Below are 20,649 nucleotides of genomic sequence, written 5' to 3'. Positions count from 1 at the left end.
TTCGGGTGTTGGTTGTAATTTTTTACGGAGAGTTTGATCCTGGCTCAGGACGAACGCTGGCGGCGTGCTTAACACATGCAAGTCGAACGATGATGCCCAGCTTGCTGGGTGGATTAGTGGCGAACGGGTGAGTAACACGTGAGTAACCTGCCCCTGACTCTGGGATAAGCGTTGGAAACGACGTCTAATACTGGATACGACTGCCGGCCGCATGGTCTGGTGGTGGAAAGATTTTTTGGTTGGGGATGGACTCGCGGCCTATCAGCTTGTTGGTGAGGTAATGGCTCACCAAGGCGACGACGGGTAGCCGGCCTGAGAGGGTGACCGGCCACACTGGGACTGAGACACGGCCCAGACTCCTACGGGAGGCAGCAGTGGGGAATATTGCACAATGGGCGAAAGCCTGATGCAGCAACGCCGCGTGAGGGATGACGGCCTTCGGGTTGTAAACCTCTTTTAGTAGGGAAGAAGCGAAAGTGACGGTACCTGCAGAAAAAGCACCGGCTAACTACGTGCCAGCAGCCGCGGTAATACGTAGGGTGCAAGCGTTGTCCGGAATTATTGGGCGTAAAGAGCTCGTAGGCGGTTTGTCGCGTCTGCTGTGAAATCCCGAGGCTCAACCTCGGGCTTGCAGTGGGTACGGGCAGACTAGAGTGCGGTAGGGGAGATTGGAATTCCTGGTGTAGCGGTGGAATGCGCAGATATCAGGAGGAACACCGATGGCGAAGGCAGATCTCTGGGCCGTAACTGACGCTGAGGAGCGAAAGCATGGGGAGCGAACAGGATTAGATACCCTGGTAGTCCATGCCGTAAACGTTGGGCGCTAGATGTAGGGACCTTTCCACGGTTTCTGTGTCGTAGCTAACGCATTAAGCGCCCCGCCTGGGGAGTACGGCCGCAAGGCTAAAACTCAAAGGAATTGACGGGGGCCCGCACAAGCGGCGGAGCATGCGGATTAATTCGATGCAACGCGAAGAACCTTACCAAGGCTTGACATACACCGGAAACGGCCAGAGATGGTCGCCCCCTTGTGGTCGGTGTACAGGTGGTGCATGGTTGTCGTCAGCTCGTGTCGTGAGATGTTGGGTTAAGTCCCGCAACGAGCGCAACCCTCGTTCTATGTTGCCAGCGGGTTATGCCGGGGACTCATAGGAGACTGCCGGGGTCAACTCGGAGGAAGGTGGGGATGACGTCAAATCATCATGCCCCTTATGTCTTGGGCTTCACGCATGCTACAATGGCCGGTACAAAGGGCTGCGATACCGTAAGGTGGAGCGAATCCCAAAAAGCCGGTCTCAGTTCGGATTGAGGTCTGCAACTCGACCTCATGAAGTCGGAGTCGCTAGTAATCGCAGATCAGCAACGCTGCGGTGAATACGTTCCCGGGCCTTGTACACACCGCCCGTCAAGTCATGAAAGTCGGTAACACCCGAAGCCGGTGGCCTAACCCTTGTGGAAGGAGCCGTCGAAGGTGGGATCGGTGATTAGGACTAAGTCGTAACAAGGTAGCCGTACCGGAAGGTGCGGCTGGATCACCTCCTTTCTAAGGAGCATCTGGCATCGCTTGCGGTGTCCAGGCGCCCGATTCGGACCGAACGTGTCCGACGGGTAGCTCATGGGTGGAACATTGACAGTGCAGTTGGGAGTGATGCTTCCGGTCTCAGTACGTCCTGCTTGCAGGGTTGGAACGGGTTGGGGTGGAGCTGCTGGCTGGTGCACGTTGTTGGGTCCTGAGGGACCAGGCTTCTCGGTCTGTGATGGACTGAGGGTTGAGCTGTGACTGGGACGGGTTCGTTCTGGTTGCTGGTTCTTCGTCGGGCCGGTGTGATCCTACCTGTTGGTGGGGGAGTGCTGGTGCCGATCGTATGTTGAGAACTACACAGTGGACGCGAGCATCTTTGATTCGCGTCATCCATGATCAGCCTTTGGGTTGTTGATTGGTGACGTTGGATCGCAATTTTAATCTTTGTGGTCAAGTTTCTAAGAGCAAACGGTGGATGCCTTGGCATCTGGAGCCGAAGAAGGACGTAGAAATCTGCGATAAGCCTCGGGGAGCTGATAATCGAGCTTTGATCCGAGGATTTCCGAATGGGGAAACCCCGCCAGGCGTTCTGCGACCTGGTGACTCCCGCCTGAATATATAGGGCGGGTAGAGGGAACGTGGGGAAGTGAAACATCTCAGTACCCACAGGAAGAGAAAACAACATGTGATTCCGTGAGTAGTGGCGAGCGAAAGCGGATGAGGCTAAACCGATCATGTGTGATAGCCGGCGGGCGTTGCATGGTCGGGGTTGTGGGACACGTCGCTCAGTTCTGCCGGACTGGGGCGGTTACAGCGCATCATAGTCGAACCGGTTTGAAAGCCGGGCCGTAGTGGGTGCCAGCCCCGTAGACGAAATGGTGTTATGGCCGGATGTGTATCCCAAGTAGCACGGGGCCCGAGAAATCCCGTGTGAATCTGTCAGGACCACCTGATAAGCCTAAATACTCCCAGATGACCGATAGCGGACAAGTACCGTGAGGGAAAGGTGAAAAGTACCCCGGGAGGGGAGTGAAATAGTACCTGAAACCGTTTGCTTACAAACCGTCGGAGCCTCCTTGTAGGGGTGACGGCGTGCCTTTTGAAGAATGAGCCTGCGAGTTAGTGATATGTGGCGAGGTTAACCCGTGTGGGGCAGCCGTAGCGAAAGCGAGTCTGAATAGGGCGTTTGAGTCGCATGTTCTAGACCCGAAGCGAAGTGATCTATCCATGGCCAGGTTGAAGCGACGGTAAGACGTCGTGGAGGACCGAACCCACTTCAGTTGAAAATGGAGGGGATGAGCTGTGGATAGGGGTGAAAGGCCAATCAAACTTCGTGATAGCTGGTTCTCTCCGAAATGCATTTAGGTGCAGCGTTGCGTGTTTCTCGCCGGAGGTAGAGCTACTGGATGGCCGATGGGCCTCAACAGGTTACTGACGTCAGCCAAACTCCGAATGCCGGTGAGTGAGAGCGCAGCAGTGAGACGGTGGGGGATAAGCTTCATCGTCGAGAGGGAAACAACCCAGACTACCAACTAAGGTCCCTAAGCGTGTGCTAAGTGGGAAAGGATGTGGAGTTGCACAGACAACCAGGAGGTTGGCTTAGAAGCAGCCACCCTTGAAAGAGTGCGTAATAGCTCACTGGTCAAGTGATTCCGCGCCGACAATGTAACGGGGCTCAAGCACACCACCGAAGTTGTAGATTTCGCACATTCGACAAGCCTTCGTGGTTCAGTCGTGCGGAGTGGTAGGAGAGCGTCGTGTGGCGAGTGAAGCGGCGGAGTGATCCAGCCGTGGACGCTACACGAGTGAGAATGCAGGCATGAGTAGCGAAAGACGGGTGAGAAACCCGTCCTCCGAAAGACCAAGGGTTCCAGGGCCAGGTTAATCCGCCCTGGGTAAGTCGGGACCTAAGGCGAGGCCGACAGGCGTAGTCGATGGACAACGGGTTGATATTCCCGTACCGGCGAACAACCGCCCAAGCTAATCCAGTGGTGCTAAGAGTCCTAACCCGGCTCACCGGATCCCTTCGGGGTGATGGTGTCCGGTCTAACGCTCGACCCCATGCTGGTGCGGTTAGCGTATGAACAGGTGTGACGCAGGAAGGTAGCTGAGCCAGGCGATGGTATCCGTAAGGTGATCCTGGTGTAAGGATGTAGGGCTGACGATAGGCAAATCCGTCGTCTGTGTGCCTGAGATCCGACGCGTACCCGTAAGGGGAAATCAGTGATCCTATGCTGCCGAGAAAAGCATCGACGCGAGGTTGCAGCCGCCCGTACCCGAAACCGACTCAGGTGGTCAGGTAGAGAATACCAAGGAGATCGAGAGAATCGTGGTTAAGGAACTCGGCAAAATGCCCCCGTAACTTCGGGAGAAGGGGGGCCGGACGCGTGACCGGACTTGCTCCGTGAGCGTTGAAGGCCGCAGAGACCAGTGGGAAGCGACTGTTTACTAAAAACACAGGTCCGTGCGAAGTCGCAAGACGATGTATACGGACTGACGCCTGCCCGGTGCTGGAAGGTTAAGAGGAAGGGTTAGCCTTTGGGCGAAGCTCTGAATTTAAGCCCCAGTAAACGGCGGTGGTAACTATAACCATCCTAAGGTAGCGAAATTCCTTGTCGGGTAAGTTCCGACCTGCACGAATGGCGTAACGACTTCCCAGCTGTCTCAACCGCGAACTCGGCGAAATTGCACTACGAGTAAAGATGCTCGTTACGCGCAGCAGGACGGAAAGACCCCGTGACCTTTACTACAGTTTGGTATTGGTGTTCGGAGTGGCTTGTGTAGGATAGGTGGGAGACTGTGAAGCGGGCACGCTAGTGTTCGTGGAGTCATTGTTGAAATACCACTCTGGTCACTTTGGATGTCTAACGTAGGACCCTGATCGGGTTCATGGACAGTGCCTGATGGGTAGTTTAACTGGGGCGGTTGCCTCCCAAAGAGTAACGGAGGCGCCCAAAGGTTCCCTCAACCTGGTTGGCAATCAGGTGGCGAGTGTAAGTGCACAAGGGAGCTTGACTGTGAGACTGACAGGTCGAGCAGGGACGAAAGTCGGGACTAGTGATCCGGCAGTGGCTTGTGGAAGCGCTGTCGCTCAACGGATAAAAGGTACCTCGGGGATAACAGGCTGATCTTGCCCAAGAGTCCATATCGACGGCATGGTTTGGCACCTCGATGTCGGCTCGTCGCATCCTGGGGCTGGAGTAGGTCCCAAGGGTTGGGCTGTTCGCCCATTAAAGCGGTACGCGAGCTGGGTTTAGAACGTCGTGAGACAGTTCGGTCCCTATCCGCTGCGCGCGTTGGAAATTTGAGAAGATCTATCCCTAGTACGAGAGGACCGGGATGGACGAACCTCTGGTGTGTCAGTTGTTCTGCCAAGGGCACCGCTGATTAGCTACGTTCGGACCGGATAACCGCTGAAAGCATCTAAGCGGGAAGCCGTCTTCGAGATGAGATTTCAATGCACCTTGAGTGTGAGAGGCTCCCAGCAGACTACTGGGTTGATAGGCCGGATGTGGAAGCGGGGACTAACGACCCGTGGAGCTGACCGGTACTAATAAGCCGAAGACTTGATAACACACTGATTTCCCGCACCTTGTGTGCGGGGCTCGCGTCCACTTTGTGGTTCCCGACAGACGATCGGGAATCAAACTGAATACACCGCTCCACCCACTTTTGTGTGGGTGGTAGCCGGGACAGCTTTGAGACCAAGCATCATCATGGTCGAGAGTGTTCCGGTGGTCATAGCGAGAGGGAAACGCCCGGTCACATTCCGAACCCGGAAGCTAAGCCTCTCAGCGCCGATGGTACTGCAAGGGGGACCTTGTGGGAGAGTAGGACGCCGCCGGACTTAACGTTGGAAACACCAGGGAACCCCTGACCAGTCATGGTCAGGGGTTTTCTGCGTTCCAGGGAAGTGGGACGAACCGCCACCGCGGTAGGGTTGTCGGGTCATGACTGCGCCCTTCACCACTGCCTCTGGCCCCGACGTCCGCGTCCGCTTCTGCCCCAGCCCGACGGGGACCCCGCACGTCGGGCTCATCCGTACTGCGCTGTTCAACTGGGCCTACGCGCGGCACACCGGCGGCAAGCTCGTGTTCCGCATCGAGGACACCGACGCCGCCCGGGACAGCGAGGAGTCGTACGCGCAGATCCTCGACGCCCTGCGCTGGCTCCGGCTCGACTGGGACGAGGGTGTCGACGCCGGCGGCGAGCACGGCCCGTACCGGCAGTCCGAGCGCACGGCGATCTACGAGGACGTGATCGCGAAGCTCAAGGCGTCCGGCCACATCTACGAGTCCTACGTGACGCCCGACGAGATGGAGGCCCGGAACCGTGCCGCCGGCCGTGACCCCAAGCAGGGCTACGACAACCACGAGCGGGACCTGACCGACGCCGAGCGCCAGGCGTTCCGCGACGAGGGCCGTTCGCCGGCACTGCGGCTGCGGGTGCCCGACCGCGACCTCAGTTTCGACGACCTGGTGCGCGGCGAGATCACGTTCAAGCAGGGCACGTTCCCGGACTTCGTCGTGGTGCGTCCGAACGGGACCCCGCTGTACACGTTCACGAACCCGGTGGACGACGCGCTGATGGGCATCACGCACGTCCTGCGCGGCGAGGACCTGCTGTCGTCGACGCCGCGGCAGATCGCGCTGTACGAGGCCCTGTACGAGATCGGGCTGGCGCCGTCGATCCCGGTGTTCGGCCACCTGCCCTACGTGATGGGGGAGGGCAACAAGAAGCTGTCGAAGCGCGACCCCGAGTCGAACCTGTTCCACCACCGCGCCGCAGGCATGATCCCCGAAGGGCTCGTCAACTACCTGGCACTGCTCGGCTGGTCGATCGGACCCGACCGCGACGTGTTCTCGATCGACGAGATGGTGCAGGCGTTCGACGTCACCGACGTCAACCCCAACCCGGCACGCTTCGACCACAAGAAGGCCGAGGCGATCAACGGGGACCACATCCGCCTGCTCACGCCGGAGGACTTCCGCGACCGGCTCCTGCCGTACCTGACGGCGTTCGTGTCCGACCCCGCGACCCCGGAGCAGCTCGAGCTGCTCACCAAGGCCGCACCGCTCGTCCAGGAGCGCATGCAGCTGCTCGGTGAGGCGCCCGCGATGCTGGGGTTCCTGTTCACGGCCGACGACGACCTGGTGGTCGGGGACGATGCCCGGGCCTCGCTCAAGGGCGACACGGACGCCGTGCTGACGGCCGGCATCGCGGCGCTCGAGCCGCTCGACACCTGGACGACGGTCTCGATCGAGGAGGCGCTCCGCTCCGCGCTCATCGACGAGCTCGGCCTCAAGCCCCGGGTCGCTTTCGGACCCCTCCGCGTCGCCGTCTCCGGCCGTCGTATCAGCCCGCCGCTCTTCGAGTCGATGGAGATCCTCGGCAAGGCGTCGACGCTGACCCGACTGCGCGCCCTCGCGGGCAGCTGAACCGCCGACCATGAGCAGTCCGGCGGTCCCGGTCCCGGTGCCGACGTCCGAGGACATCGTGCACGACGTCGCGGTGATCGGTGCCGGGCCGGCCGGGCTGAGTGCAGCGCTCAACCTGGTCCGGGCCAAGCGCACCGTGCTGCTGGTCGACGCGAACCGGCCCCGGAATGCGGCGACCCTGCGGTCACACGGCTTCCTGACGCGGGACGGGATCTCGCCGCTGGAACTCCGCAAGCTCGGCCGTACCGAGGTGGAGGGGTACCCGGAGGCGACCGTCGTGCAGTCCGTCGTGGACCGGGTCGCTCCGGCCCCTGACGGCGCGGGGTGGACGGTGCACGGCTCGTGGCGGGGCGTCGAGCTGGACGCCCGCGCGCGGACGGTCGTCGTGGCCACCGGTCTGCGTGAGGAGTTCCCGGCGCTGCCCATGCTGCGCGCCTTCTACGGCACGTCGATGCACAGCTGCGTGGAGTGCGACGCTTACGACAAGGCCGGCCAGCCGCTCGCGTTCGTGTGCGAGACCGACGACGTCGTGGACCGTGCCCTGCTGATCGCCACGTGGACCGACGACCTGATCGTCTACACGAACGGCGTCGCGCCGCTCGACGACGCCGGACGCGCTCGCCTGGATGCGGCAGGGGTCCGGGTGGACGAGCGGCCCGTCGCCGACCTCGAGGGGGACCGGACCGGGATGACCGGGGTGCGGCTCGCCGACGGACACATTGAGCCCCGGACCGGCGGGTTCGTGCGTCCGACGTGGCACGCCGACCTCGACTGGCTCCAGGTCACCGCCAGCGCCGAGACCGGCGACTCCGCCGAGGACGCGCACGGCGGGGCAGCAGGGGGCGCCGCCCGCGACACGCCCGACGCTCCACCTGTGCTCCGACGAGATCCGGACGGGTTGCTCGTGGTCGACCGGGTGGGCCGGACCTCGGTCGCGGGCCTGTACGCGGTGGGAGACGTCACTCCTCCCGGGCCGGAACAGCTCATCGTCGCAGCCGGACACGGTGCGGCGACGGCTGCTGCGGTGCACCGCGACCTGGTGGGTGGTCTCACGGACCTCCGGGATGCTGTACAGTAGTTGATCGTGCCCCGGGTGATCGGGGCGAGAGGCCGACAGGCTTCTTGGGGTATGGTGTAATTGGCAACACAGCGGTTTCTGGTACCGTCGTTCTTGGTTCGAGTCCAGGTACCCCAGCACTCGACGAACAGCCCCCGGGACATCCCGGGGGCTGTTCTCGTTCCCGGCGCCGTCCACGGGCGCCCGCGAAACCCGGCCCTCGGCGCGCGCCCCCGGTCCCGGGGCGTTGCGCGGAACCGCACGATGTCGCCTCGGAAGAGCACCGACCGGCGCTGGACCAGCGCGCCGACCCGGCGCAGCGTGCTGCGCCGGCGTGGTCGGGCATCGCGCCGAGCGGGCCGACCCAGGAACAGCGCCGGGGCAGCGCGTGTGCCGCCGAGGTGCTCGACCGTCCACCAAGCGGAGGTGGGCGTCCGAGGCGGACGCGAGCCGCGCCTCCAGGCCGGTTGCGGTTCCCCGCAGGGCACGCTCGCCGGGTCGCGGGCGCGATCGGCGCGGACCTACGGTCGGAGGACCGTCGCGGGTGTCGCGGCGGTCCGCTGCCGAGCCCCGAGGTGTCACCGTGACCTCCGTCGATCCGCTGATCTCCGACGATCCGCTGACCACCGTCCACCCCTGGAGCGACCGCACCGCCGCCGTGCCCGCAGCCGACGACCACTCGGTGCTCGACCGCTGGGACCGCGTGGTGGCGGCCCACGCCGATGCGCCGGCCCTCGCCGGCAACGGGCGTTCCTACACCTTCGGCGAGGCGGACCGTGCTGCTCGGGGTCTGGCGACCGTGCTCGCGACGACGCTGCGACCCGACGACCACAGCGGGGCGGGAGTCGGTGCGGTCGCCGGCGGCGCGTCGAAGCCCGTCGGGATCATGGCCGGTCAGACGTCGGAGGCCGTGGTCGCGGTGCTGGCCCTGGTCCGCGCCGGACGGACCGTGGTGGTGCTCGACGACCACCTGCCCACGGCACGACTCGAGCACGTCGCCCGGCTCGCGGGGGTCGACGAAATCTTGGCGGACGGTGAGCGCGCTGCCCTGGCTGCCGACGTCGTCGCCGAACGCGCCGGCTCGGTCCACGGGCTCGGGGACCTGCTGGCGCGCGGTGCGGTGGCGACGGACGGCCCGGCACCCGCGGAGCGCCCCGGGGGACGGGACCCGTTCGCGATCGTCTTCACCTCCGGATCGACCGGCATGCCGAAGGGCGTCGTGCTGACCCACCGGCAGCAGCTCGCGAACGCGGAGCAGGACGCCGCCGCCCTCGGGCTCGGCCCCGGCGACCGGCTCGGGGTGGTGCTGCCGCTGTCGTTCGCGGCCGGACTGCTGTTCTCGTTCGACACCCTGCTGTGCGGGGGCGCCGCGGTGCTGCTCGAACCCCGCGAACTCGGCGTCGAACGGCTGGTCGGTCGGTTCGCCGAGGAGCACGTCACCGTGCTCGTGTGCACGCCGCACCTGCTGCGGTCGATCGTCGGGTCGCAGACGGCCCCGGGTGCGCACGCGACGGCCTCCGGGACCGCGCCCGTGCTCGGTGGGCTCCGGTTCCTGATGACCACCGGCGAGGCCGTCACCGGTGCCGACCTCGAGGCCGCACGCCCGCACCTCGACCCGGACACCCTGCTGCTCAACGCGTTCGGGTCGAGCGAGACCGCCTGCGTGGCGTACTGCCCGATCGAGCCGGGGCAGCCGGTGCCCGTCGGCGTCGTGCCGGCCGGCTGGCCGCTGCCGGGCAAGACGGTGCTGGTGCTGCGCGAGGACGGCAGCCCCGCCGATCCGGGGGAGACCGGTGAGCTCGTCGTCGTCTCCGACGGCATGACCGCGGGGTACTGGGGTGCGCCCGAGAAGACCGCGGAGCGCGCGGGGACGACCGGCGAGGCCGAAGCGGCGCTCGGGATCCCCGTCGGGACACCGAGCTGGCGCCAGGGCGACCTGGCCCGGTTCGACCCGGACGGCCGACTCGTCCTGCTCGGCCGGTCCGACGACGCCGTCAAGGTCCGCGGGTACCTGGTCGAGCCGAGCGAGGTGGAGGCAGCGCTCCGTGCGGTGCCGGAGGTGCACGACGCCGTCGTCACGGCGCAGGTCGACCCGCCCGCGGTCACCCGGCTGGTCGCCTACGTGGTCGGTCGGCCGGGCCACCGGACGCCGGCGCCCGCCGCGCTCCGACGGGCGTTGCGCGACCGCCTGCCCGAGTACATGGTGCCGGCGTCGATCGTGCCGATGACCGAGCTGCCCCGCAACGAGCGCGGCAAGGTCGACCGGGCCGAGCTGCCCGCCGCACCGAGCGTCGAGACCGAGATGGTCGAGGGCGAGTACGACCAGTGGGAGCTCGTCGTCGGGCAGATCTGGGCCGAGGTGCTCGGGCTGCGCGGCGTGCACCTGGACGAGGACTTCTCGGCGCTCGGCGGGGACTCGCTCTCCGCCGAGGAGATGCTCGCCGTCGTGCAGGACCGGCTCGGGGTCGACCTGCGGTCCTCGGACGTGCTCGAGCACCCCACGCTCCGGTCCTTCGCCCGCCGCGTCCGTGGCGGTACGAGCGCGCTGCCGAGCCACCCCGACGTCGTCAAGGTGTCCGAGGCCCGGGTCGCCGGCCGGCCGCCGGTGTTCTGCTTCGCCGGCGGCGGTGCCCTGGCCCTGACGTTCCTGCCGCTGTCGCGGCACCTGCCGGAACACGACCTGTACGCGTTCCAGCAGCACGCCCTGGAGCGTCGCGGTCTGCCGGACTGGAGCATCGAGCGGAGCGCCCGCCGCGCGGTCGCGCTCATGCGGATCGTGCAGCCGCGCGGACCGTACCTGCTCGTCGGGCACTCGCTCGGCGGTCTCGTGGCGCTCGAGATCGCACGCCTGCTCGTCGAGAACGGTGAGCAGGTCGAGCACGTCGCGCTGCTCGACACCTACCTGCCCCGCACGAAGTCCGAGCAGGCGCGCCTGCACTTCGGTCGGATGGAGCCCCGCGACCAGCCGGACACCGCCGTCCGCGCCGTGCAGCGCGGCCTCGACCGTGCCGTCCGCCGCGTGCTGCCCGCCGGGGTGCCGTACGGCGCGCTGTTCGCCAAGCGGGTCCGGGCCTACACCGCCGGCGTGCTGCGGCACGACGGACAGAAGGGCTTCGACGCGTTCTTCGACCAGGCCGAGATCGTCACCAGACGGCACCACCCCACGCCGTTCCACGGCCGGGCCACGTACGTGCTCGCGGACGCGAACCCCGACGCCGCCGGGTGGTCGGCACTGCTGCGCGGCCCCACCGAGATGGTGCGGATCGCCGCCGAGCACACGTCGTTGCTGCGCGAACCGCACGTCGCGGAGCTCGCCACCGCGCTCCGCGCCGCGTTCGTCTCGGCGGAGGCCGCCGGGGACTGAGCCGGGCGACGCCGCGCGCACGCGACGTCGCTTCCGCCCCCCCGCCCCCGGCGGCGGCGACGTCCCCTGCGCCCTCGGTGCGGTGGTCGCGACCACGGGCGGACGGGAGGCGCGGGGCGGCCGTGCCCCCGAGCCTCCCGTCCGTCGTCCTGGTGCGCCCACGGCACGCGGGCCGCCGTCGCCGACGCGCCGCCCGCACGGCGGTTGCGGGTTTCCGTATCCGCACCCGGGTGTCCGCAAGGGACCGCGCCGCGCATTGACCGGCCTGCTGCCCGCGGCGAGGGTAGGAGCCGCGGGGGAGGGTACCCACTCACCCGCGGAACCCGGCGGCGCCGTACCCGCGTCCGCATCCCGACCGACGACGTCCGACCGTCGTCGCATCGCCCGACGAGGCGCCGCTCGACCCGCGAGCACGCCCCGACAACCACCCTGACCCGACAGGACCGCGATCATGCCCGCACGAACCGTCCGCCCTGCAGACCCGAGGGTCTCCGTCGTCATCCCGGCGCGGAACGAGGCCCGCAACCTCGAGATCATCCTCCCGAAGCTCCCGCCCGTGTACGAGGTGATCCTGGTCGACGGCAACTCCGTCGACGACACCGTGGCCGCCGCCCAGCGCGTGATGCCCGACATCCGTGTCGTGCACCAGACCCGGAAGGGCAAGGGCAACGCCCTGGCCTGCGGGTTCGAGGCCGTGACCGGCGACGTCGTCGTGATGTTCGACGCCGACTGCTCCGCCGACCCCGACGAGATCCCGCGCTTCGTGCAGGCGCTCGTCGACGGCGCCGACGTCGCGAAGGGCACGCGCTACGCGCTCGGCGGTGGCAGCGACGACATCACCGTCGTCCGCAACCTGGGCAACCGCGGGCTCAACATGCTCTGCAACATCATCCTCGGCACCCGCTACAGCGACCTCTGCTACGGCTACAACGCCTTCTGGGCCGACGTGCTGCCGGAGATCGGACTGCTGTCGTCGGAGCTGCCGAAGCCGGCCGACGGCTCGATGCTGTGGGGCGACGGGTTCGAGATCGAGACCGTGCTCACCTGCCGGTGGTCGGCCGCCGAGCTGGCGATCACCGAGGTGCCGAGCCACGAGAAGCTCCGCGTGCACGGGGCCAGCAACCTCAACGCCGTGACCGACGGCATCCGCGTGCTCAAGTCGATCATGCACGAGCGTCGCCGCGCGGCGATCGGACGTGCCGAGGTCCGGCGCGCGGCGATGAGCGTCGTCGCACCCGCCGAGCAGCTCGCGGCCACGCCCGCGGCGCCGGCCGCCGCCGCACCGTTGGTCCCGGTCGGTCCCGTCAGCCCGGTCGTGCCCGCGGTCGGCGCGCCCGTCGTCGCCGCCGTCGTGGGCGCCGACGAGGACGTCGCGTGACGAGCGTCGCGGTCGTCATCTGCGCCTACACCCAGCAGCGCTGGGGCGACCTGCAGGACAGCGTCGAGTCGGCCAGGCGTCAGCCCGAGGCGCCCGAGGTCGTCGTGGTGATCGACCACGAGCCCGAGCTCCTCGCCCGGGCGGCCGCGCGGTGGCCCGACCTGCGCGTCGTCGCGAACACCGAGGACCGCGGCCTCTCCGGGGCACGCAACACGGGTGTCGCCCTGACGGACGCCGACGTCGTCGCGTTCCTCGACGACGACGCCACGGCCGACCCCGACTGGCTGGGACACATGCTCACCGCGCTCGACGACCCCGAGGTCGTCGGCGTGGGCGGCCGTGCGACCCCCTCGTGGCCGGACGCCACCGGGGCGGGGCCGTACGCCGACGAGCTGCTGTGGATCGTCGGGTGCTCCTACCGTGGGCTGCCGGAGACCCCCGGCGACGTCCGCAACGTCATCGGTTCGAGCATGGCGTTCCGCCGCGAGGCGATCCTGCTCGCCGGCGGCTTCCGGTCCGGCATCGGCCGCGTCGGCAACCAGCCCCTCGGGTGCGAGGAGACCGAGCTGTGCATCCGCATCGCCCAGGCCCGTCCGGGCGCCCGCATCCGGCACGAGCCGCGGTCGAACGTCTCGCACCGGGTCTCCCCGGACCGCGTCACCATGCGCTACCTGCGCCGGCGCAGTTACTACGAGGGGATCTCGAAGGCCGTGCTGAGCCGTCGGGTCGGCACCGGGGACTCCCTCGCCAGCGAGTCGACGTACCTGACCCGGGTGATCCCCGGGGCGGTGCTGCGCGAGCTGCGTGCCCTCGGGCGCGGCGGCGGGCTGCGTGCCGCCGCGATCCTGGTGTCCGTCGCGTCGACCGTCACCGGCTACGCCGTCGGTCGCGTGCTCGGCACCGTCGTGGTGCGGACGCCCGCCGCCACGCCCGTCCCGCAGCCGGTGGGCACACCGTGACCCGCGCGACCCTGGCGATGGTGCTCTCGCCGATCGTGGCGGGGCCGCTCGTCCCCACCTGGGACGGGGCCCTGTGGGTCGGCGAGGTGGACCGTGCCGACGTGCACGCGTCCGGTCACCGCGACGTGGTCGCCCTCGAGGGCGCGGCGGGGTACCGCCGCGCCCGGCTGCTCGTCCGCGACCACGGTGAGCCGCTCGGCTTCGTCGAGGTCGACGTCACCGAGCGTCGCCGCATCGGCGGGACCGTCGACGTCCGCGCCCTGCAGCGCGCCGTCCGGCCCATGCCGGTGCCCGACCGTCGGCCGGCAGCAGGTCTGGTGCTGCCGTCCGTCACGGTGGTGCTCTGCACGGACGGCGCCGCCGGCACCACCATGCGCTCGGTCCTGGCGAACCGCCACCCCGACCTCGACGTCGTCGTCGTCTCGCACGGCGCCGACGACGGTGGCGTCGCGACCGTGCAGCTCGACGGACGTCGGGTCACGACGATCCCCGCACCCGACGGCGGCCTCGCGGCGGCCCGGAACGCGGGACTGCTCGCCGCCACCGGCGAGGTCGTCGCCTTCGCCGACGAGGGCGCCGTCGTCGACGCCGGCTGGGTCGACGCGATCGCCCGGGCCTTCGCGGCCGACCCCGACGTGGCCTGCGTCACCGGGCTCGTCCCCAGCGCCGAGCTGCGGACGCCCGCGCAGCGCTGGCACGACGACCACACACCCGGCGGACGCACCGTGCGCCGACGGGTGTTCCGCCTCGACGACGCCGCGGACGACGTGCCGCTGCACCCCTTCGCCGCCTCGGCCTACGGCACCGGCGCGAACCTCGCCGTGCACCGCGCGACCGCGCTCCGGATCGGCGGCTTCGACACCGCCTTCGGGCCGGGCACCCGCGTCGGCGGCGGCGACGACCTCGACCTCTTCACCCGACTGCTGTTCGCCGGATCCGCGATCGCCGTCGAACCGGCCGCGATCGCGTGGCAGCGATCGGCGGACGACGTCGCGTCGCTCCGCGCAGCCGCTGCTGCGCACGGCCACGGACTCGGAGCCTGGATGACCAAGAACGCCCTCGACCGCGACACGCTGACCGCCTCGGTCGACGCGGTGCCGGAGGCCCTGAGCGCCTTCGCCCGCCTCGGCCTCGAGCCGGACGGGGACCCGGACGGCGCTGCGGGCGTCGGGCACGGCGCCGTGCCCGTCGGGCGCAACGCCGGGACCGTCGGGCGCGACGCCGTCGACGCCGAGTTCACCGCGACGACCCGACGACTGCGCCGCGTCGAGCGACGCTCCGTGCTCACCGCGCCGTTCCTGGCGCTCCGTGAGCGGCTCGGCGGGGCGGGGACCATCGACCGCACCGCACACGGTCGCCACCAGCTGCAGCGTGGACTCGCCACCACCCACGCACCCCGTCCGACCCAGGACGACGCCATGGGTCCGGTCGCGCGCCTGGCTGCCGCCGCGGTCGTGGTGCTGACGCTCCTGCTCGCCGCCGTGGGCAGCGTGGCCGACCTCGGCGCCCTGCGCGCCAGCGCCGTCGCGGTCTTCCTGTTCGCGCTGCTCGGGGTCGCCCCGATGCTGCTCGTCCGGCCGGTGCCCCTGGCCCGGTTCGCGGTGTTCGCCGTGACCGCGTCGCTCGTCGGCACGATCGGCATCGGCTACACGATGGCGACCTTCCACGTCTGGGCACCGACCGTACCCTTCGTCGGAGCCGTGGTGCTGACGGCCGCCGCCCTCGCCGTCGCCGTCCCGCGCGACCTGGCCGAACTCCGGCGCGCGCGACTGGTCCCCACCGCAGCCGTGCGCCCCCGGTGGGGGACCACCGCCACCGTCACGACGCTGTCGCTCGCCGGACTCGTCGTCGTGGTCGTCGCCGCGCTCGTGCACGCGGGCGACCCGGTTCCCGCGGGCCTGTTCGGTTCGCTCGGCCCGGCGCTGGTGGTCGGGCTCGCGCTCGTCGTCGGTGCGGCCGTCGTCGCGCTGGTGCGGGGTCGCGGTCTCGCCGTCCCGGTGGTCGTGCTCGGCGGTGTCGTGCAGCTCGCCCAGGCGATCGCCTACGGCGTCCCGACCGTCACGGCCGCGGCGCGGCACATCGGCGTGGTCGAGTACATCCGGCAGTTCGGTGGCACCGACCCGTCCCGTGACATCTTCCAGACCTGGTCCGGTCTGTTCGCCGGCGCCGCGTGGGTCGCCGACGTCGGCGGCATCGGCAACACCATGCTCATCGCCGCGTGGTTCCCGGTCCTGCTCGCCTTCAGCACCACCGCCGCGGTGGGGGTGCTGGCAGCGCACTGGCTGCCGGGGGCCCGTCGGCCGTGGATCGCCGCCCTGCTGACCGCGATGACCGGGTCGTTGAACACCACGTACTTCTCGCCGCAGTCGACCGGCATCCTGATGTCGCTCGTCATCCTCGTGCTCGCGACGGGCCCGTTGCGTGTCGCTGCCGCGAACACCGGTGACGGGAGCGTGGCCGCGAAGCCCCGCGCCCGCCGCGTGGGCCTGTCGCGGATCATCGGGATCACGGTCATCGGCATCGTGCTCGTCGTCACGCACCAGATCTCGCCGTACCTGACGGTCGCGGCGCTCGTCACGCTCATCGTCTTCCGGATGCTGCGCCCGTGGTGGCTGCCGGTCGTCGTCCTCGTGCCGGCGGTGGCCTTCGCGGCGATGAACGGCGACATCCTCGGGCGGTTCCTGTCGCTCGCGGCCGTCGGGCGCGTGCTCGACAACGTGCAACCGCCGACGCACGACATGACCGTCCTGCCGAAGCCGCTCGTGACCCGCCTGGCGTTCGACGTGCCCGCAGCCGCACTCGTGCTGCTCGGGATCGCCGCCGTCGTCACCGTGCTCGTGCGTCGGGACCGGACGCACTGGGCGCTGCTCGCCGCGGCGGCCAGCCCGATCTCGCTGCTGGTGGCGACGAACTACGGGCAGGAGGGGATCTTCCGCGTCGTGCTGTTCGCGACGCCGTGGATCGCGATCCTGGCGGCCGCGCTCCCGGCTCCGTCGGGAAGGCTCGCTCCCGTGGGCGCACTGCTCGGACGGGGGATGCGTCGCCCGACCGTGCGGTTCGCCGTGGCCGGCGCAGCCGTGGCGGCGCTCGTGGCGATCGGAGCGTTCGGGCAGACCGCGCTCGACTGGAACCGCGTGATGACGCGGAGTCAGTCCGAGGCCACGCGCTTCTACGACCGCACCGCGCCGGCCGGGAGCCTGATGCTGCTCACCGGGTCGGCGAACGCCGTGCCGAGCAACACCGGTGCACGCTACTTCGACGTGGGCTACCTGACCCGCGAAGCCCTCGGCCCCTACCCGGACCCGGCCGGCGACTACGACGCCGCCGGCGACGTGTCGGACCTGACGCGCGAGCTGGTCGAGAACTGGCCGGCCACCGAGTACTACGCCCTCGTCGCCGAGCCGTTCGGCGCCTACGACGAGCGGTACGGGTACCAGAGTGACGACGACTACCAGGAGCTCGGGGCCGCCATGGCGGACTCGCCCTACTGGGAGCGGGTCTGGTCGTCCGGGACGACCGCCATGTACGAGCTGACCACCGAGGGCATGCGGCATGCCACCGACTGACCCGGCAGCGGGTCACTCCCGACGGACACGGCGCCTGCGCGTCGCGTCCGTCGCGGTCGTGCTCGTGTCGGCGCTCGCGGTGCTCGTTGCACCGGGGCTGACGGGACAGGCCGCTGCGGCCGCCACGTCTGCGGCCTGCACTGCGGGCCGGGTGCTCAGCGTCATCGCGCACCCCGACGACGACCTGCTCTTCCTGGGTGCGGACCTGCGGAAGGACATCGCGGCCGGACGCTGCGTCCGCTCGGTCGTGGTGACCGCGGGCGACGCCGGCAGACCCCGCTGGTACTGGCAGGAGCGCCAGGTCGGGTTGCTGGCCGCGTACGCGAGCATCGCCGGCGTCGACCCGGCGTCGACCGCCGGGAGCACGTCCGTCGCCGGGCGCACCCTGCGCACCGAGACACTCACCGCCGATCCGCGGATCAGCCTGGTGTTCCTGGACCTGCCCGACGGCAACGTCGGGGGGAACGGCTTCTGGGCGAACGACTACGCGTCGCTGCAGCGGCTGTACACCGGCGACCGCGACACGATCCACACCGTCGCCGACGCGCCCGAGGCTGCGTCGTACACGCTCACGCAGTTGCGTGCGACGCTGCAGGGGATCGTGCAGGACTTCGCACCGACGGACATCCACACGCTCGACCACGAGGGCACGTACGGCGACGGGGACCACAGCGACCACCACACGGTCGCCTACCTGACCGACCAGGTGCAGCAGCAGTACACCGGAGCGCACGACTTCACCGGGTACATGGGGTACCCGATCGCGGACCGACCGGCGAACCTGACGGCGGCGCAGACGCAGGCGAAGGCAGACGCCTTCTTCACCTACGCCGCACACGACACCGAGACCTGCGCGTCCTGGCAGGCGTGCTCGGCCCGTCCCGAGACCAGCTGGCTCAGCCGCGAGTACACCGCCGGGTCACCGGTGCCGACGCAGCCCTCCGAGCCGTCCGCGCCCTCCGAGCCGGGTGCCGAACGGTCGGACGTGACGGGTTCGGCGTCGGTGACGGCGAGTGCGGAGAACGGGGCGGACGGTCAGACGGCGGTGAAGGCCGTGGACGGTGTGGTGAGCGGGTACCCGGACGCGCCGACGGCGGAGTGGGTGGCTCCGGGTGGTCGGGCGGGGTCGTGGATCCAGCTCGGGTGGGCGGGAGCGACAAAGCTCGATGCGGTCGAGTTGGCCGACCGGCCGAACTCGGTGGACCAGGTGACCGGTGGGACGTTGACGTTCTCGGACGGTTCGAGCGTTGTGGTGCCGGCGTTGGAGAACGGTGGTGCGGTGCAGCGGGTGACGTTCGCGGCGCGCAGCGTGACGTGGGTTCGGTTCTCGGTGACCTCGGTGCGGGGTGGGACGGAGAACGTCGGCCTGGCCGAGATCCGCGCCCTCGCACCGGTCGACGCACCGCCGCCGACGCGGTCGGACGTGACGGGTTCGGCGTCGGTGACGGCGAGTGCGGAGAACGGGGCGGACGGTCAGACGGCGGTGAAGGCCGTGGACGGTGTGGTGAGCGGGTACCCGGAGGCGCCGACGGCGGAGTGGGTGGCTCCGGGTGGTCGGGCGGGGTCGTGGATCCAGCTCGGGTGGGCGGGAGCGACAAAGCTCGATGCGGTCGAGTTGGCCGACCGGCCGAACTCGGTGGACCAGGTGACCGGTGGGACGTTGACGTTCTCGGACGGTTCGAGCGTTGTGGTGCCGGCGTTGGAGAACGGTGGTGCGGTGCAGCGGGTGACGTTCGCGGCGCGCAGCGTGACGTGGGTTCGGTTCTCGGTGACCTCGGTGCGGGGTGGGACGGAGAACGTCGGCCTGGCCGAGATCCGCGCCCTCGCACCGGCGAGCAGTGGCGGGACGCCGACGCCGACGCCGACGTCGACGCCGACGCCGACTCCGACCCCCACGCCGACGCCGACTCCGACTCCGACTCCGACTCCGACCCCGACGCCGAACCTCCGCGACGTCACCGACTCGGCGACCCCGACGGCCGTGGCGGACAACCCGGCCGACGGCCAGACCGTCGCGAAGGCCGTCGACGGCGTGGTGTCCGGCCACCCGGTCGACCACACCGCCGAGTGGGCGGTGCCCTGGGGCCGGACGGGCATCTGGCTGCAGCTCGACTGGGCCCGACCCGTCGCCCTGCAGCGCATCGTCCTGCACGACCGCCCCAACGGCGACGACCGGATCACGAGCGGCGTCCTGACCTTCTCGGACGGCAGTAGCGTGACGGTGGGGGCGCTCCCGGACGACGGCAGCGCCAGCACGGTCGACTTCGCGGCGCGGAACGTCACGTGGGTGCGGTTCACCACGACGGGCGTCTCGCCGAGCACGATCAACGTCGGGCTCTCGGAGGTCCGGGCATGGGCCGCGCAGTGATCCCGGACGAACCGGGCACCCGGCCCCTCGCCGAGCAGTCGGCCGCCGCGCACGGCGCACCCCCGGCACACGGCGCGGGTCTGCCCCGTCACCGGCCACCGCTCCGCGCGCGGGGTCGACGGATCGCGCTCGCGGCCGGGGCGCTCGTGATCGCCGCTGGGGCCGTCGCGGCGGCGACCACGGGAACGTCCTCGAGCGGCACCGGGCCGAGCGGTGTCGCGATGCCGACGGAGGAACGCGCCGGGTGGGACCGCGTGTTCTCCGAGGACTTCGACGACGCCACGGGGCCGGGCGGGTTCGAGGCCGCGTACGACGACCGGTTCACGGTGTACCACGGCTTCGCCGACACCGCGGGGACGGGCCGCTACCAGGCGTCGACGCTGAGCGCGCACGACGGAGTGCTCGACATGCACCTCCGGACCGCCGAGGACGGCACCCCGCTCGCGGGCGGCGTCGTCCCGCTCGTCGACGGTCGGTGGGGCGGACAGACCGCGGGCCGGTACAGCATCAGGATGCGGAGCGACGAGGTCGACGGCTACGGGGTGGCGGTGCTGCTCTGGAGCGACCAGAACGTCTGGGAGCACGGCGAGGTCGACTTCCCCGAGGGCGCGCTCGGTGCTCCCGCCTGGCTCAACGTGCACTGCCTGGTGGACCCGGCCGAGAAGTGCGTCCACCACGAGACCGACGCCTCGCTGGCCGACTGGCACACGTACACGATCGAGTGGACGCCGACGCGGATGTCGTTCCTGGTGGACGACGAGGTCGTCGGCTCCACGACCGAGGACATCCCCGTGGAGCGCATGCACCTCGTCGTGCAGACGGGGTCGCTGCAGGGGCTGCCGCCGCGGGACGCCGAGGGCTCGCTGCTCATCGACTGGATGACGATCGACGTGCCGGCCGAGGGAGAGACGCCGCAGGCCACCCTGCCGTCCGGTGCGCCCGTCGCCGGTTGACCCGCGCGGACTCGCTCCGCGGCGAGCGGGCCGCCAGAGAGTCG

The 20,649-nt window shown here is 69.0% G+C and carries 8 protein-coding genes, 1 tRNA gene and 3 rRNA genes; all 12 read left to right on the top strand.

Annotated features, from left to right (window positions below; translation table 11 throughout):
* Positions 1–21 precede the first annotated feature (21 nt).
* The 12 genes from I8920_RS09850 (at position 22) to I8920_RS09795 (ending at position 20,605) form a co-directional block, all read left to right on the top strand.
* A 16S ribosomal RNA gene (locus I8920_RS09850) occupies positions 22–1,543 on the top strand.
* A 427-nt stretch (positions 1,544–1,970) separates the two neighbouring features.
* Positions 1,971–5,096: ribosomal RNA gene (locus tag I8920_RS09845) — 23S ribosomal RNA — on the top strand.
* A 156-nt stretch (positions 5,097–5,252) separates the two neighbouring features.
* Positions 5,253–5,369, top strand: a 5S ribosomal RNA gene (gene rrf / locus I8920_RS09840).
* The 16S, 23S and 5S rRNA genes sit together here, the layout of an rRNA operon.
* Before the next feature lie 103 nt (positions 5,370–5,472).
* Complete coding sequence (gene gltX, locus I8920_RS09835) at positions 5,473–6,960, top strand: glutamate--tRNA ligase (RefSeq protein ID WP_198656186.1); 1,488 nt, start codon at positions 5,473–5,475, stop codon at positions 6,958–6,960.
* Positions 6,961–6,970: 10 nt separating this feature from the next.
* Positions 6,971–8,038 (top strand): NAD(P)/FAD-dependent oxidoreductase, encoded by a 1,068-nt coding sequence (locus I8920_RS09830; RefSeq protein WP_198656185.1) that lies wholly within the window; start codon positions 6,971–6,973, stop codon positions 8,036–8,038.
* 45 nt (positions 8,039–8,083) lie between these two features.
* Positions 8,084–8,155: transfer RNA gene (locus I8920_RS09825), tRNA-Gln, on the top strand.
* A 445-nt stretch (positions 8,156–8,600) separates the two neighbouring features.
* Positions 8,601–11,381, top strand: coding sequence for an AMP-binding protein (locus I8920_RS09820; RefSeq protein WP_198656184.1), 2,781 nt, complete (start codon positions 8,601–8,603; stop codon positions 11,379–11,381).
* Positions 11,382–11,832: 451 nt separating this feature from the next.
* Entirely contained in the window at positions 11,833–12,759 is a 927-nt protein-coding gene (locus I8920_RS09815) for a glycosyltransferase family 2 protein (RefSeq protein ID WP_232832715.1), read from the top strand.
* A complete protein-coding gene (locus I8920_RS09810; protein WP_198656183.1) occupies positions 12,756–13,718 on the top strand; it encodes a glycosyltransferase family 2 protein in 963 nt (320 codons plus the stop codon). Before I8920_RS09815 ends, I8920_RS09810 begins: the two co-directional genes overlap by 4 nt.
* Positions 13,715–17,284, top strand: coding sequence for a glycosyltransferase (locus I8920_RS09805; RefSeq protein WP_198656182.1), 3,570 nt, complete (start codon positions 13,715–13,717; stop codon positions 17,282–17,284). Before I8920_RS09810 ends, I8920_RS09805 begins: the two co-directional genes overlap by 4 nt.
* The gene (locus tag I8920_RS09800; protein ID WP_198656181.1) at positions 17,271–19,652 is read left to right on the top strand and encodes a PIG-L family deacetylase; all 2,382 of its coding nucleotides are present in this window, start codon (positions 17,271–17,273) and stop codon (positions 19,650–19,652) included. The genes I8920_RS09805 and I8920_RS09800 overlap by 14 nt, the downstream gene beginning before the upstream one ends.
* Positions 19,637–20,605: a glycoside hydrolase family 16 protein gene (locus I8920_RS09795; protein WP_198656180.1), complete on the top strand. Its 969-nt coding sequence runs from the start codon at positions 19,637–19,639 to the stop codon at positions 20,603–20,605. Before I8920_RS09800 ends, I8920_RS09795 begins: the two co-directional genes overlap by 16 nt.
* Positions 20,606–20,649: the final 44 nt, after the last annotated feature.

Source organism: Curtobacterium sp. YC1, from assembly GCF_016267665.1.
In the GTDB taxonomy this organism is placed as follows: Bacteria; Actinomycetota; Actinomycetes; order Actinomycetales; family Microbacteriaceae; genus Curtobacterium.
Note: the sequence above shows the minus strand (reverse complement) of the source record. Positions and strands in the feature narration are given on the sequence as shown.

Excerpts from the sequence above, each read along its gene's own strand:
- I8920_RS09795 (WP_198656180.1), top strand. The coding sequence starts at position 19,637 with ATGGGCCGCGCAGTGATCCCGGACGAACCGGGCACCCGGCCCCTCGCC.
- I8920_RS09815 (WP_232832715.1), top strand. The coding sequence starts at position 11,833 with ATGCCCGCACGAACCGTCCGCCCTGCAGACCCGAGGGTCTCCGTCGTC.
- I8920_RS09800 (WP_198656181.1), top strand. The coding sequence starts at position 17,271 with ATGCCACCGACTGACCCGGCAGCGGGTCACTCCCGACGGACACGGCGC.
- gltX (WP_198656186.1), top strand. The coding sequence starts at position 5,473 with ATGACTGCGCCCTTCACCACTGCCTCTGGCCCCGACGTCCGCGTCCGC.
- I8920_RS09830 (WP_198656185.1), top strand. The coding sequence starts at position 6,971 with ATGAGCAGTCCGGCGGTCCCGGTCCCGGTGCCGACGTCCGAGGACATC.